Here is a 15,062-nt window from a genome sequence, read left to right on the forward strand (position 1 = left end):
CCAAAAAAGTACAGCCATTCTCAACTATACGCGCTATCTTGCCAATAAATTTAGTGATTAATAAACTGAGAAATATATGAAGCTGTTGATTGCAAATCGAGAATTACGATTATCGCTACTGGGTATTAGTGTCTATATAGTGTTATTGGTGCTGTTATGCAGTTTAGGCTTTTGGCAGTTGGATAGGTCTGAGCAGAAACGCCAATTTCTGGAAAAACAACAACAAGCCATGGCTGATGAGACTGTTATAAACTTGAATCAACAATCTGTTATAGATTTGGCCGTTAGTCGTTACCTGAAAGTGCAAGTGCACGGTCATTATGATGTTGGGCACCAGTTTTTAATTGATAACCAGATGCAAGACGGAAAGCCCGGCTATTATGTATTAACGCCGTTTTTAATTGATAACAGTAATCGAGCTGTTCTAGTAAATCGTGGCTGGTTGCCTTTGGGTGCAGAGCGTAGCCATTTACCCGCAGTTGAAATTAACACAGCAGTATCAGAAATTAATGGTCGCATTAACCAGTTTCCAGCAGTAGGCATTAAATTAAAAGGTGCAGAAATTCCAACCAATAGTTGGCCTGCATTAGTGCAAGTGGTTGATAGTGAAGTATTAGCAGCTAAATTGGCTTATGGCTTATATAATTTCCAGATAGAATTGGATGCAGAGGCCAGCGAGGGTTATAAACGGCAATGGAAAATTAGTGCCATTATCTCGCCTGAAAAACATCTGGCCTATGCAGTACAATGGTTCGGTTTAGCCTTGGCCTTAACCGGTTTGTTTATTTGGATCAGTAGTAGAAAATTGAAGTGAATAGTCAACATAAAAAAAATAAAATCACCATTTTAGTGATATTTGCAATGTCTATCATACCGTTTGGAATTGCCTGGTATTTTGCTAGCAATCCAGAAATGCTGACTTTAGGCAAAAGTAATGGCGATTTAATTACGCCGCCTCTAACTTCTGAGATAAGAGATTTTACTGGGTATGATCAATTTTCAGCAGATAATATAAAAGAATTATCCGGACATTGGGTGCTGATCAATCTGTTGCCCGAATCGGCTTGCCATGAAGTTTGTGTGGAGGCACTATATAAAACTCAGCAAATTAGTTTGATGCTTGGCAAAGATATTTCCAGAGTTAGACGCGTTGCTGCTCTGTACAGTAAAACCGATCACCCCGTATTTAATGCAGAGTGGCAAGCAGATGGCCATTTGTTAAAAATGGTGTTATCACCCGCCTTGCAAGAAAAAGTCAATTCCGTACTCGCTACACCGTTAGCGGAGGGTATGTTGCTGTTAATGGATCCGTTGGGTAACCTGATGATGAAATACCCATCAGGCTATGATGCATATAAAGTTAAAAGCGACATCAGTAAATTATTAAGAATTTCTCAAATCGGTTAGAAACATGTTTAAAAAAATAACGTTTTTTGGCGCGCTATTGGCGCTGGTGGTGATTATCTTCGGTGCATATGTCAGATTGTCGAATGCTGGCTTGGGCTGTCCAGATTGGCCCGGTTGCTACGGACAGGCAATAGTGGACGACAGCGCACAATTTAAAAATGCCGCTGAACTAAGCTTTCCTGCTGCACCGCTTGATACTGGCAAAGCCTGGAAAGAAATGACACACCGCTATCTGGCGGGTGGCTTGGGTCTGATAGTACTTGCACTGCTACCCTTGGGTTGGGGGCAACCCGCGCAGCGCAAACTGGCAATCAGTTTGTTGCTGTTGGTGGTTGCACAAGCGGCGTTGGGTATGTGGACGGTTAATCTTAAAGTTATGCCGATTGTCGTGACTGCACATATGTTGTTGGGTTTTATGACTTTTTGGTTATTAAGCTGGACTTATCTACGTGGGCAAGTGGATAGTGTGCCACGCTTAATAAGCGCTGGTCCTGTATGGTTTACTCGCTTTGCCATATTGATTTTAATCCTGCAAATAGTCTTAGGTGGCTGGGTTAGTTCCAATTACGCTGCGTTGGCTTGTAGCGATTTTCCGCGCTGTAATGGCAGTTGGTGGCCCACGGCTGATTATGAAGGCGCTTTAAACTTATTGCATGGCTTAGTGGTTGGCGATGCCTCTATCCTTGATAGTGCTGCACAATTAGCTGCTCACACCCTGCATAGACTGGGTGCGGCAGTCAGTTTTATCTTATTGTTTTTGCTGATGCTGGTGGCAACAGACCAAAAATATCCTCCTGCCGTGCGTCGATCAGGCACTCTGCTCAGCGTGCTGTTGCTGCTGCAAATTGTGCTGGGTATTCTCAATATTAAATATTCGCTACCTTTGTGGACAGCCATTGCCCATAACGCTTTTGCCGCTTTATTAATGCTACCGTTGCTGGGCATTTATTTTTACAGTAAATACAGCTTACCGGCTACTGAGGTGCAGACTCCATTAGCCGAACAGTTGCTTGATGAGAGTATTGCACAACCTTTAGAAACAATTGTATCCGCAGAAAATTTTACCGCCGTTGAGCCTGAGTCACTGTTTTTAAGACTGAAAACCCAGTTGAAAAAAACCCGTGGTGGTTTGGGGGCGGTGTTAAACAGTTTGGCGTTTGGACAAAACGCAGTAACTCGTGATTTACTGGAAGAAGTAGAAACCAGTTTATTAACAGCTGATATTGGGATGGAAACCACTAATAATATCATCAAAAAACTGACTGAAAGTCTGGAACGCGATCAACTGAAAGATGGAGCCGCGCTTAGTCTAGCCCTGAAACAGAATCTGTATGAAATGTTACAACCCAGCAGTTTACCCTTACAAATCCCTAAACAGGATAATCCGTTTGTGATACTGGTAGTGGGTGTCAATGGTGCAGGAAAAACCACCTCTATTGGTAAACTGGCGCACCGACTGCAAGCACAAGGCCATAGCGTCATGCTGGCTGCGGGTGATACCTTCCGTGCGGCTGCGGTTGAACAATTACAAACTTGGGGTGAAAGAAATAATGTACAGGTGGTTGCGCAGCAATCGGGTGCTGATTCGGCCTCGGTAATTTTTGATGCCTTACAATCGGCTAAAGCCAAAGGCATTGATGTATTGATAGCTGACACAGCCGGTAGATTGCATACCAAATCCAATTTGATGGAAGAACTTAAAAAAATTAAGCGTATCATGGGTAAACTGGATGCCGATGCTCCGCATGAAGTACTACTGATTCTCGATGCGGGGACTGGTCAAAATGCCTTGTCGCAAGCTCGTTTGTTTAATGAAGCGGTAAATTTGACCGGTATTGCCTTAACCAAACTGGATGGAACCGCTAAAGGTGGGGTTATTTTTGCACTGGCAAATCAGTTGGGTTTGCCTATTCGTTTTATCGGCGTCGGTGAAGCGATAGAGGATTTGCAGGATTTCGACGCACAAACTTTTGTGGATGCTTTGTTTGTAAAAGACTAAAACTATGTTGAGATTCGAGCACGTTTTTAAACGTTATCCCGATGCTGGCGAAGCGTTGTCGGATGTTAGCTTTCACCTGGAACGCGGTGAGATGGCTTTTTTAACGGGCCGCTCTGGAGCGGGCAAAAGTACGCTGTTAAAGTTAATCGCCATGATGGAGCAGACCACCCGTGGTACTGTCTCTTTAGATGGGCAGAATATCAGTCGCATTAGTGATCGGCGTATCCCTTATATGCGCCGTAACCTTGGGCTGATATTTCAAGATTACAAGCTGTTGAATGACAGAACCGTATTTGATAATGTTGCTTTGCCCTTAATTGTGTGTGGTGTCAGTCATCAAGAGATTTCGCGGCGGGTGAGGGCAGCACTGGACAAAGTCAGTTTGTTGGGCAAAGAATGGAAATATCCGCTGGCTTTGTCGGGCGGTGAACAGCAGCGTGTGGGGATTGCCCGCGCCATTGTTAATAAGCCTAAGCTGATCCTGGCGGATGAACCCACCGGGAACCTAGATCCTGATTTGTCTGCTGAAGTAATGCACATGTTTGAAGAGTTTATCCAGGTAGGCGTTACGGTATTAATCGCCACGCATGATATCGAGTTAATCAATAGCCTTGGGCATCGGGTATTAACCCTGGATAAAGGCCATTTAATAACGGGTGGCATATGAAAGCAAGACGCGCCAAAGGTTTTATCGACCGTATCAAAGAAAAACTGGAAGCCTATCTGCTGAACCATGCACATGGTTTGTTTTCCAGCTTAGGGCGTTTGAGTAGAACGCCGTATACCACCGCTATGACGGTATTGGTGTTGACGGTTGCTATTTCACTGGCAGGTGGTTTTTATATTGTGGTTGCCAATATTCAGCAGCTAACGGGCAATCTGCAAGCCACTAACCAGATGTCGTTATTTTTAATGGATAACATTAACGAAAACGTGGGCCAGAAGTTGGCCGACCAGATTCGGCAAAACCTGAATGTAGAATCGGTAAAATTCATCAGCAAAAAACAAGCGATGGACGAGTTTAAACAAAATAGTGGTTTTGGCGATGCGCTAAACGCTTTGGATACTAATCCGTTGCCGAATGTGATACAGGTATTGCCCAGAAATACCCTGGAAAATAACGACGAAGTGAGTAAATTGTTAACCGAATTTAAGCAAATGCCGCAAGTGGCGTTAGTGCAGGTGGATATGCAATGGATGGAGCGTTTGCAGACCATTATGACTATTGCCAGTCGGGGTGTTACGCTGGTAGCTATTTTATTGAGCTTTGCTGTTACCTTTATTACTGGTAATACCATACGTTTGGAATTACAGAATCGCCAGAACGAAGTATTTATTTCCAAACTAGTCGGTGCCACGCTGGCCTTTATTCAGCGTCCGTTTCTATACACTGGCTTTTGGCTGGGTTTTCTGTCGGGTTTTTTAGGCTGGGTGGTGATTACCATTATGTTGTTTTTAATCGAATCGCCCGTAGAAAAACTATCCAGCCTCTACAACAGCAATTTTCAGCTGTTATTTTTAAGTTTTTCTGAGTTTTTACTGATGCTAATCATTTCGTCATTTTTGTCCATATTGGGTGCCGGAGTGGTTTTGCATGTTCAGTTACGTCAATTAAAACCACAATAAGCTGATGAAGTTCTGGGAAAGCAAAACACTGGCAGAAATGACCACAGAAGAATGGGAATCGTTATGCGATAACTGTGGCAAATGTTGTTTACATAAGCTAGAAGACGAAGATACCGGCGAAATTGCTTTTACGCGAGTGGTCTGTGAATTTATCGATCTGGAAAGCTGCCGCTGTACCCGTTATAAGGACCGCACTATTCTGGTGCCAGACTGTATCGATCTTAAACAGCACGATTTTGCTGCTTATACCTGGCTACCGGCCACCTGCGCCTATCGCCTGTTAACCGATGGCAAACCCTTACCAGATTGGCATCCGTTAATCAGCGGTACTGCTGAGTCGGTGAAAGATGCTGGCGTATCCATTACCAGCTATGCCATTAAAGAATCGCAAGTGGAGGATTTGGAAGATCATATTATTGCTTGGTTGGATAAGTGATTTGATTCTTTTCCATCAAGTCCATAAGATGCAATCAAAACACATATGTTTATTAGCAAGCTTATGGTAGCCATCGAAAAATTTATTGCTCGAAAATATCCTCAAGTTGACTGGCATCCAGCGCCCGATCAAACCAAATTTCAATTTCTGTAAGGGAGGCGTTGGCGATTTTGGCTGTAATATACGGGGAAATTGCTCCAAAACGTTTGGCCAATACTTTTTGCAGTGCAAGCATTTCGCCTTCTGCCTTGCCTTCTGCCTTGCCTTCTGCTTTATAAGCAAGCGCCCATTCTTCCATTTTATCTGCCAACATAACTTTTAGCTCCAATAAATCATTAACTTCGGGTATTAAAATAGCGTATTTTTTATCGCGCAGCAAAGTTTTTCGTATCCAGCGAGCAAAGATGCGGCTTAAGTCCGGACGGTCGATTAGCCAAGACTGCAAGCTGGTGATCAATTCCTGTACCGCCGTAGGCGAAACAGGATGTTCCAGGCGGAATACGGCCGCTACCAAATTCTTAAGCGATGCCAAATCACTATCTGCGTAAGTGTTTTCGTCTACCAAATAATAAGCGACACTGGGAATGAGTTTTTCCATCATGCCAGGAGCAGCTTCTATCAAGTCTTGGATATTTAAAGGGGCAGTCCAGTTCCGTTTGCCATTGTAGAGCACGATAGGCAGTATAGGCGGCAAGCGCCCATTCGCCAAAACCTCCCCCTGCTTAATCAATGACTGATAGAGCAGCCCTATATACACCATCATGCGCAACGCCATGTATTTATCTACACGACTTTGGAATTCGATCAGCACATACAAATATACCCAGCGTTCACCCACTTTTACTCGCCAAATGACATCTTCATGTCGCTGGGCAAAATCTTCTGTAACAAAGCTGGCATTGACAGCCTCCAGAGATGTGTAGTCCAGGGAATGTAGCCATTCGTCTGGCACAAAACCTAAAATAAGATCACGCACCAATTCAGGATTGGAAAAAAGCGCTTTATAACTGCCGTCATGATTATTTTGCATCGAGAAAATAGTAATTAACTTAAATTTTTGCGAAAAACTGAAAGTTTTTTTAAAGTGTACAGTAAACAGAACCCTTTCGACGTGATAGATTTTGACAAATGGTATTAGTCTTTATGTTTTGAAAAACAGCACCCCCGTCAAGTTCTTTCAATATTAGTTTCTGCATCAAAATTCTTGTCTGTATTTTCGATCGTTTTAAGCTGGATTTCTAAAATTTGATACGTGCAGATCATGCCTCGGAACTCTTTGCCTATTGGGGCAATAATCTGATTTTTTGGCTTAGACTAAGCCTGTCAATATGAAACGCTTTATGTGTCTTTTTATCAATTTTTCTGCGCAGCTCGTCGCATGTGAAAAAGGCGATAATGCCTTGTCCATACAGAAACACCAAGCAGCTTAGAAAATTGGCGCTGAGTTGGTCTAGTATTTATGTGTGTGCTGGTACGCTAAGGTCATTATTTCATTTCTCACTAAAGAGCCATCAGCCAATGTTACCAATCGGCGAATTTTGCCATCCGCTTGTAGTAAAAACTCGGTTTTTCTTCCCCAGACTCCATCTTTCATCTGTCTAACAGATTCCAGTAGTTTTTCACCTAGCTCTTCACCGTACATAGTGGTATTAGATTTAGACATAACTAATTGTCTCCTTGATAGCTTTCAATAAACGCCCTGGTATATAGACTTGCTCATTCTTTCTCTTGAGTAAGCGGTTTTATTGGTTCTCTCCACCCTCGGCTGTTTTATTACTTTTTTTCAAAGTACTCCCCGCTGGCTTAAAGGTATGCAAATCCACTTTAGACTCGGTAGTTTGTTCCGCACAGCCCCAATTCAAGCGTTGATCTTGCGTATAACGTTTGCCCAATTGCCAGGAAATTTCTGCCCGTGCCAGTTCCACACCCAGATAAAAAGCATGTCCACCATCGCTTTCAACGTGTAGTTTTGGATATAAGTCAAACGGGTCTAGAGCGGTATGCATACCATCCCGATTAAACACATGTAAGCCGTTGCTACTGGTCTGTATACGGTAGCTGGGGTCTTTAATTTCAGCGGCAATAGCAGCTATTTCGTCCTGACTATAGGGGAATGGGGCGGTATCATGCACGGTAAGCAAGTCTGCACTGATGTGTTTGGGTAAGCTGTTTTGTTGTTTGGCGGCATACATGATGCGTCGTGCACGGTCTGCTTCACGAATGGCGCGACACGCATGTTTGCTCACTTCGGTTGCCAAAATATGATTAATGTTCAATTCGGAGCAGATGCCTAACAACAGGGCATTCATACCCACTGTGTCTGCGTGGGTCAGTTCGGTAATATTGCCCACTCCCAGCATCATTTCAACGTCTGGATAGCGTTGCCTAAAATTATGGTTACGTACGATGGATTCGGTAAAACCGAAATGGATGGGGTCTAAAATCGGGTCGACAATAAAGGCGCGGTTTTTAGCTTGTAAAATCTGTATGGATTTATCCAGCGAAGTTAAATCGCCGTGCTGATCAGGAATCACAATCGGTGTGGCTGCTACTTCATCGGCTACCCATAGGGTCGAGCTGGTCAGGCTCAGCATATAATCGGCTCCAGCCTTGCCGCCAGCGATCAGGTCGCTGCTGTCCAGAGAGTCGATGCTGACTTTAAAACCAGCCTGTTTTAAGCTGCTAATCGCTTCGCTTAAATGTGGAAACTGCACGCCGGGCTGACAACCAATGTCGATGACATCGGCACCATTGCTTTGGTAATAGTGGGCGCGTTCCAAAATGGCTTCGATACTCAGAAAGGGCGCGTCTACAATTTCGGCAAAAATTTTAGTTTGATACTGATTTAAATCATAGTGATGGGCATTTTTACCAAAATACAGGGGTAAATCTTTTACTTCTTCAGGTCCACGTTCTACCGGAATGCCAATTTGCTCGGATAAAACCGCAAGATCACCTCTGCACCTGCCCGGTATGATCATGCGCGTTGCGCCAAATGTATCTTTTAGGCGGCGCGCAATCATTTCAGTCGTCATTAACGCCGCTACTTTTACGCCCATCTCCAAGACTCTGTAGCTAAATTCCGGCTGCATAGCGGCCAGAATTTGGCGTAATTGTTTTTCGGCTAATTTACCGGTTAAAAACAGGATGCGCTCTTCTGTCATAACAATGAGGTTAGACGTTGATTGACAGCTATTTTTAATGCATCGACACTGTCCACTACCTGAGTGTAGGGAAAATGACGTAATTTGGCGGTGGCTTCCAAATCGATAGGGCGCGGATAAACCATTACTTTACGGTGACCAGGGGCTGTAGTTTCCATGGTTGGCGCAATATCGCAAGGGTAGACGATGCTGTTAATCCGGCATTTGCCTGCTTGAGAATACAGGTTGGTAACCAGTGAGTCAGCAATGCCCAGCACGCATTTAGCCACAGTATTAGAGGTGGTTGGGGCCATAATTAAGGTGTGATAATAACCTTTATAAAATAAGCCGACTGGTGGTGCAGAGGCTGCTTTGTCTCGATAGACAGGTATGGTGTCTTTAAGTGATTTAAGCTCTATACCATACATTTTCAGCACTTCTTCACCCGCTTGACTAAGGTATAAATCGACATTATCCAGAGTCAGCATAAACTCAAGACATTCTTCAATATAGTGGCCAGAGCCAGTAAGGGCCCAGGCAATACGGGGTGCAGACATGGTGTTTAGCTAAAGCTACAAAAAGGCTGCATTATACGTTAATGCATAAGGGCTATGGTTTTGGATTGTTACAATCCACCGAAAAGTTATTTTAGACTTAAGCCCTGGCACAAACCCACACGTCCACTCTGCTAATACCACTTTGTTTTAGAACTTTGGCTAACGAGGCTACGCTGGCTCCTGTGGTCATCACATCATCAAGAATGGCTACATGTTGTACATTCAGGGGTTTGATTACCTGGAAAGCCTTGTGCATATTTTTATGGCGTTGTTTGGCAGGTAAGCTGGTTTGATGGGCCGTGTCACGTTGCCGGATACAGCTGGATAGGTCTAGAGGAATCGCTAGTTTTTTAGATACATGGCGGGCAATTTCGATGGACTGATTAAATTGCCGTTCCCGATAACGGTTGATATGTAAGGGCATGGGGATGATAGATTCCGGAAACTGCGCGTTGCTGGCCAGATGTTGCGCTAATAAATTGCCTAATAAACGCGCGTTTTTATATTGCTGGGCAAATTTTAGTTGCGTCACCAGATAGCGCATGTGGCCTTGATATAAAAATGGAGCCAATGTGTCGTCAAAATCGGGTGTTTCGCTTAGACAATGACCACATAATTGCGGTGCGGTTACCTCAAAATCAAAACTTTCTGCACAGCGATAACAGCAGTGTAAGTTACGGGGTAGCTCCTCAAAACAGTCTTTGCACAAGTCAAACTCCCCAAAACCAGTGTCTTCGCATAAGATACAACGTGGCGGAAGTAATTTGTTCTGTATAATATTAAGCCAGTTGTTCACTAAATTTTATTAAATAGGTTGATAAGTGGTTTTTACTACTATTAAGCCTGAATTTGCTTGGAGATGGTCAGAATGAATGCTAACCCGAAACAGATAACAATTCATAGTTCTTTACGCCACGATTGGCAGTTATCCGAAGTTGAGGCATTGTTCGCTTTGCCATTTAACGATTTGCTATTTAAAGCGCAAACGGTACATCGGGCGAATTTTGATCCGAATCAAATTCAGGTGAGTAGTTTATTAAGCATTAAAACCGGCTCCTGCTCAGAAGATTGCGGTTATTGCCCACAAAGCGCCCGTTACGATTCGGATTTAACCCCAGAAGCTCTAATGCCTGTTGCTACGGTATTGAAAGCGGCTCAGCAAGCCAAAGCCGATGGTGCTTCGCGGTTTTGTATGGGTGCCGCCTGGCGTAGCCCCAAAGATCGTGATATTGAACGCGTGGTAGAAATGGTGCAAGGCGTTAAAGCCTTGGGCATGGAAACTTGCGTCACCTTGGGTATGTTGACGGATACGCAAACACAGGCTTTAAAAGACGGTGGTCTTGATTACTACAATCATAATTTGGATACTTCGGAAGACTACTATTCAGAAGTCATTACCACGCGTACTTATCAGGATAGACTGGATACACTGGCACGCGTTCGGGATGCCGGTATCAATGTGTGTTGCGGTGGTATTGTTGGAATGGGCGAATCTGCACAGGATAGGGCTAAGCTGTTACAAGAACTGGCTAATCTGCCTAAACACCCAGAAAGTGTTCCTATCAATATGCTGGTACAAGTAGAAGGTACACCGTTATTTGGTTTGGATGCACTCGATCCTTTAGTCTTTATCAGAACAATTGCGGTAGCGCGGATTTTGATGCCAGAATCGCGAGTACGCTTGTCTGCCGGTCGTAAAGAAATGAGCGATGAAATGCAGGCTTTATGTTTTCTGGCGGGTGCTAATTCAATTTTTTACGGTGAAAAACTATTAACGACCGATAATCCCATGACTAACCACGATAAACAGCTATTTGCACGGTTAGGTCTAAACACAGGTGGTTCTAGTTATAACTAATGCAGAATAGTTTCTACAATTTTGCCGACCCGCTAGAACAGTTAAAGCAACAAAGTTTGTACCGTAGTCGCTGTGTACAAGAGGGGCCACAAGCCGTGGTACTTAATCTTGACGGTCGGCAATTGCTTAATTTTTGCAGCAATGATTATTTAGGCTTGGCTAATCATCCCGCTGTTTGTGCCGCCTTTCAGCAGGCTGTTAATAGCTATGGCGTAGGCAGTGGCGCTGCCCATTTGATTTGTGGTCATTCAACTGCACATCACGCTCTGGAAGAAGAGTTGGCTGCTTTTACCGGTCGTAGTAGGGCGTTATTGTTTTCCACTGGTTATATGGCGAATTTAGGCGTTATTTCTGCCTTATTAGGGCGTGGCGATAGTCTGTTTGCCGACCGGCTCAATCATGCGTCCTTGGTTGATGGTGCCTTATTGTCACGCGCACGTTTGCAGCGCTATGCACATGCCGATATGGATGCTCTACAAACGCAGTTAGCCACTTGTCAGAGTAAAGCTTTGCTGGTGAGCGATGGTGTGTTCAGTATGGATGGCGATTTAGCACCGCTGGAAAAGTTAGCACATTTAGCCGCGCAGTATCAAGCCGGTTTGTTAATCGATGATGCACATGGGTTTGGAGTATTGGGTGCTCAGGGCGGAGGAGTGGTCGAACATTTTGGCTTATCTCAGCAAGATGTGCCAATCCTAATGGGTACTTTAGGTAAAGCTTTTGGTACCTTTGGAGCCTTTGTAGCGGGTGCTGATGATCTTATTGAGTTTTTAATACAAAAAGCCAGAACCTATGTGTTCACTACGGCTTTGCCTCCCGCTGTGGCCGCTGCCAGTCGGGTTAGTTTGCAATTAGTGCAAACTGAAACTTGGCGTCGTGAGAAATTACAACAGTTAATCTTGCGCTTTCGCTCCGGCGCCGAGCAGCAAGGCTTGCCTTTGCTGGATTCCTTTACCCCCATCCAGCCGTTACTAATTGGCGATAGCGAGCGGGTAATGGCGATAAGTAAGCAATTGCTGGCATTGGGATTTTTGGTTAGTGCTATTCGCCCACCTACGGTACCTGCGGGAACAGCCCGATTACGCATCACGTTTTCCGCCCAACACCAGGAAAGCCAAGTTGATGCCCTATTGGACGTATTGGCTAAGGTTGTGCGGTGACAACTCTAAATATACAAGTTTTTGGGCAAGGTCAGGCCGTGGTGTTAGTTCATGGCTGGGGAATGCATACAGGTGTATGGTTAGGATTTGCCCAGCAATTAGCCGCAGACTATCAGGTCATTTGTGTGGATTTGCCAGGACACGGAAGTAGTGACAAGCTGGTTTCCTATAGTCTGGATAGTATGAGTCAGGCTTTGCTGGCAGCAATACCCGTTGAAAAATTCATAGTACTGGGCTGGTCTCTGGGGGCTACACTGGCAATCGCCATGGCGGAACGTAGTCCGCAGCGGGTTGATGCGCTGTTTATACTCGCCGGCAACCCATGCTTTGTGCAAACGGCCGATTGGCCAGGAGTACTTCCGGATATTTTGGATGCTTTTATTGAGCAATTAGCCGTTAATGCACAGGTAACGCAACAACGTTTTTTAGCACTACAGGTCTATGGTCAGACAAATTGCAGACAATTATTGCAAACATTAAAGCAACAGTTGCAATTAGCTCAATCGCCAGATATTGAGGCGCTTACGGCTGGTTTACAAATTCTTAAACAGAGTGATTTGCGCAGTGCCTTGATGCATATAAATTGCCCTGTTATTGTCATTTTGGGTGCTGAAGATAAATTGATACCACAGGCGACACTGCAAGCGCTGCAGCAGATAATGCCCCAAATTAAGCTACATAGTATAGAAAATGCAGGGCATGTACCGTTTCTTACCCATAATGAACAGTTGCTGGCACTGCTACGGGCGGCACTATGAAGCCTGAATGTCTATTGGATAAAGGTAAAATTAAACAGGCGTTTACTGAGGCGGCACAAAGCTATGATGCCTTTGCGGGCTTGCAACGCCAAGTAGGCGATACTTTGCTGCAAAAATACCCGATGCAAGCCCAATCTGGCCTTGTGATGGATTTGGGTTGCGGAACTGGTTATTTAACCCGGAAAATGGCTGAACACAGTGCCCAACATGCTTTGTTGGCCGTGGATATTGCTTTACCCATGTTGCAAACGTGTCGGCAGAAAAACATAATCAGTCCAGTGGCTTATGTCTGTGCCGATGCAGAGAATCTTAGTTTTTCTGCACAAAGCATACAACAGATTTATTCAAATCTGGCTGTGCAATGGTGCCAGAATTTAGGTGCGGTATTTGCGAATTGTCAGCGTATGCTAAAGCCTGATGGGCAATGGGTATTTAGTACCTTTGGCCCCACTACTTTGCAGGAGTTAAAAACTGCTTGGGCAGCAGTTGATGACTACGCGCATGTCAATAGTTTTTATACTTCCACGCAAATCGTTGAGTTTTTACAAGAATCAGGTTTTGTGTCGATTGAATATGAATGCATCAGTTATCAAAGTTTATATCCGTCGGTGTTGGCTTTAATGCAAGAATTAAAAGCCATTGGTGCGCATAATGTTTCTAGCGGTAGAAACAGAAAGCTCACTTCTCGCTCTCATTTACAGCAGATGATAGCGAATTACGAACGCGCTATGTCAACTGGAGCGCTGCTGGCTACTTACGAGATTATTTTTGTTCGGGCCAGGGTATAAAAACATGGCATCCAGTTTTTTTATTACAGGAACAGATACTGATATTGGAAAAACCTGGGTAACAGTGGCATTGATGCGACATTTTAGTCAGCAAGGTTTTAATGTTGCAGGTATGAAGCCTGTAGCTGCTGGCTGTGAGTGGCGGTCAGGACATTGGGAAAATAATGATGCTTTAATGCTGCAACAATATGCTACTCTGCCCTTTACCTATCAGCAAATTAACCCTTATGCGTTTGAATTACCCCTCTCTCCGCATATCGCTTGTGGTGAAGTAATGGTTGAAGAAAGCCGCATCTTATCAAGCTACGAAACCATGCAAAGTCAGGTAGATAGGATTCTGGTTGAGGGTGCCGGGGGCTGGTTTTCGCCTTTAAGTCAGTCTCTGGATAATGCCAGACTGGCTCAGATTCTGCGATTGCCAGTCATTATTGTGGTTGGTATACGGTTAGGATGTATCAATCATGCTCGTTTAACCTTGCAAGCAGTGCAGGCAGCAGGAGTAGAGTGTGCAGGTTGGGTGGCGGTGGAAATAATTCCTGATAGGGTAGATTATCAAGCAAATGTTGAGTATTTACGCGGATGTTTACATGTGCCGTTGTTAGCCGAGATGCCGCATATGGTTGTTGCCGATTTCGATGTGCTAGCCAGTAAATTTGAGATGTGTATCTGAAAAAAAATTGATTTAGATCAAAATTAAACAGCTTAAGCAGACGACAATGCAATCTCCACTATAATAATACAAACGGGAGATATGTTATGGCCTTAATTACTTGGACAGAAGCACAATACGGTACCGGAGTTGGCTTTGCTGATGATGAGCACAAAACTTTATTTGGTTTACTTAATAAACTTTACGATGAAGCAACGGGTGGTGCAGCTCGCGCGACTATTGGTGCCTCACTGGATGCTTTAATTGCTTATGTAGTTGATCATTTTGCTCATGAAGAAAAAGAAATGATCGCCAAAGGATTTGGTGGTTATGATCGCCACAAAGCAGAACATGTTGCTTTAATTGGTATTTGTGCCGATTTACAGAAAAAATTTCACGCGGGTGAAGCGGAAGTGACTGAAGATGTAGGTCAATTGGTTAAAGGCTGGTTGGATAATCATATTCCAACATTCGATAAAGCCTATTCAGATGCGTTAAAATAATGTTCGAATAAGCCTTAGAGGGTGTTAAAAGGCTTGCGGGCAGTCATGTTCGCAGGCCTTTTTTATGTGTACCTTAAAAAACTGTTAAAGCTCTTCTGGTTTAGAGTTGTGTCATAGGTTAGAATTGCCCAGTTAATTTGTGATAATTATTGTAAATGGAAATTGTTGTCTACTGCTT

At 44.1% G+C, this 15,062-nt stretch carries 17 protein-coding genes; 12 read left to right on the top strand and 5 right to left on the bottom strand.

The window, feature by feature from the left end; genetic code table 11:
• Positions 1–76: 76 nt before the first annotated feature.
• The 6 genes from ABH008_RS07620 to ABH008_RS07645 are packed head-to-tail and all read left to right on the top strand — an operon-like array spanning position 77 to position 5,468.
• Positions 77–814, top strand: coding sequence for an SURF1 family protein (locus tag ABH008_RS07620; protein ID WP_347989255.1), 738 nt, complete (start codon positions 77–79; stop codon positions 812–814).
• Positions 811–1,407, top strand: a complete 597-nt coding sequence (locus ABH008_RS07625) for a hypothetical protein (protein WP_347989256.1) — start codon at positions 811–813, stop codon at positions 1,405–1,407. Before ABH008_RS07620 ends, ABH008_RS07625 begins: the two co-directional genes overlap by 4 nt.
• A gap of 4 nt (positions 1,408–1,411) precedes the next feature.
• Positions 1,412–3,406: a signal recognition particle-docking protein FtsY gene (gene ftsY, locus ABH008_RS07630; RefSeq protein ID WP_347989257.1), complete on the top strand. Its 1,995-nt coding sequence runs from the start codon at positions 1,412–1,414 to the stop codon at positions 3,404–3,406.
• A gap of 4 nt (positions 3,407–3,410) precedes the next feature.
• A complete protein-coding gene (gene ftsE / locus ABH008_RS07635; RefSeq protein ID WP_347989258.1) occupies positions 3,411–4,073 on the top strand; it encodes a cell division ATP-binding protein FtsE in 663 nt (220 codons plus the stop codon).
• Positions 4,070–5,032, top strand: coding sequence for a permease-like cell division protein FtsX (gene ftsX, locus ABH008_RS07640; RefSeq protein WP_347989259.1), 963 nt, complete (start codon positions 4,070–4,072; stop codon positions 5,030–5,032). Before ftsE ends, ftsX begins: the two co-directional genes overlap by 4 nt.
• 4 nt (positions 5,033–5,036) lie before the next feature.
• The gene (locus tag ABH008_RS07645) at positions 5,037–5,468 is read left to right on the top strand and encodes a YcgN family cysteine cluster protein (protein WP_347989260.1); all 432 of its coding nucleotides are present in this window, start codon (positions 5,037–5,039) and stop codon (positions 5,466–5,468) included.
• An 82-nt stretch (positions 5,469–5,550) separates the two neighbouring features.
• On the opposite strand, the gene ABH008_RS07650 is transcribed toward ABH008_RS07645, so the two are convergent.
• The 5 genes from ABH008_RS07650 to ABH008_RS07670 form a co-directional block, all read right to left on the bottom strand.
• Positions 5,551–6,498, bottom strand: a complete 948-nt coding sequence (locus tag ABH008_RS07650; protein ID WP_347989261.1) for an Rpn family recombination-promoting nuclease/putative transposase — start codon at positions 6,496–6,498, stop codon at positions 5,551–5,553.
• A 420-nt stretch (positions 6,499–6,918) separates the two neighbouring features.
• Positions 6,919–7,131, bottom strand: a complete 213-nt coding sequence (locus tag ABH008_RS07655) for a hypothetical protein (protein WP_347989262.1) — start codon at positions 7,129–7,131, stop codon at positions 6,919–6,921.
• A gap of 79 nt (positions 7,132–7,210) precedes the next feature.
• The gene (locus ABH008_RS07660) at positions 7,211–8,632 is read right to left on the bottom strand and encodes a DUF6513 domain-containing protein (RefSeq protein ID WP_347989263.1); all 1,422 of its coding nucleotides are present in this window, start codon (positions 8,630–8,632) and stop codon (positions 7,211–7,213) included.
• Positions 8,629–9,168, bottom strand: coding sequence for a flavoprotein (locus tag ABH008_RS07665; RefSeq protein ID WP_347989264.1), 540 nt, complete (start codon positions 9,166–9,168; stop codon positions 8,629–8,631). The genes ABH008_RS07660 and ABH008_RS07665 overlap by 4 nt, the downstream gene beginning before the upstream one ends.
• 97 nt (positions 9,169–9,265) lie before the next feature.
• Entirely contained in the window at positions 9,266–9,964 is a 699-nt protein-coding gene (locus tag ABH008_RS07670; protein ID WP_347989265.1) for a ComF family protein, read from the bottom strand.
• Positions 9,965–10,036: 72 nt separating this feature from the next.
• Here ABH008_RS07670 and bioB point away from each other — a divergent pair, with 72 nt between their 5' ends.
• From bioB to ABH008_RS07700, 6 genes are all read left to right on the top strand, one after another.
• On the top strand, positions 10,037–11,026 hold the full coding sequence (gene bioB, locus ABH008_RS07675; protein ID WP_347989266.1) for a biotin synthase BioB: 990 nt from the start codon (positions 10,037–10,039) through the stop codon (positions 11,024–11,026).
• Positions 11,026–12,186, top strand: a complete 1,161-nt coding sequence (gene bioF, locus ABH008_RS07680; RefSeq protein WP_347989267.1) for an 8-amino-7-oxononanoate synthase — start codon at positions 11,026–11,028, stop codon at positions 12,184–12,186. Before bioB ends, bioF begins: the two co-directional genes overlap by 1 nt.
• Positions 12,183–12,944, top strand: a complete 762-nt coding sequence (bioH, locus tag ABH008_RS07685; RefSeq protein WP_347989268.1) for a pimeloyl-ACP methyl ester esterase BioH — start codon at positions 12,183–12,185, stop codon at positions 12,942–12,944. The genes bioF and bioH overlap by 4 nt, the downstream gene beginning before the upstream one ends.
• Positions 12,941–13,732: a malonyl-ACP O-methyltransferase BioC gene (gene bioC / locus ABH008_RS07690; RefSeq protein ID WP_347989269.1), complete on the top strand. Its 792-nt coding sequence runs from the start codon at positions 12,941–12,943 to the stop codon at positions 13,730–13,732. The genes bioH and bioC overlap by 4 nt, the downstream gene beginning before the upstream one ends.
• A gap of 4 nt (positions 13,733–13,736) precedes the next feature.
• Positions 13,737–14,402, top strand: a complete 666-nt coding sequence (gene bioD / locus ABH008_RS07695; protein WP_347989270.1) for a dethiobiotin synthase — start codon at positions 13,737–13,739, stop codon at positions 14,400–14,402.
• A gap of 86 nt (positions 14,403–14,488) precedes the next feature.
• Positions 14,489–14,884, top strand: a complete 396-nt coding sequence (locus tag ABH008_RS07700) for a bacteriohemerythrin (protein ID WP_347989271.1) — start codon at positions 14,489–14,491, stop codon at positions 14,882–14,884.
• The last annotated feature ends 178 nt before the right edge of the window (positions 14,885–15,062 follow it).

Origin of the sequence: Methylomonas sp. AM2-LC (assembly GCF_039904985.1) — a bacterium.
Taxonomy (GTDB): domain Bacteria; phylum Pseudomonadota; class Gammaproteobacteria; order Methylococcales; family Methylomonadaceae; genus Methylomonas.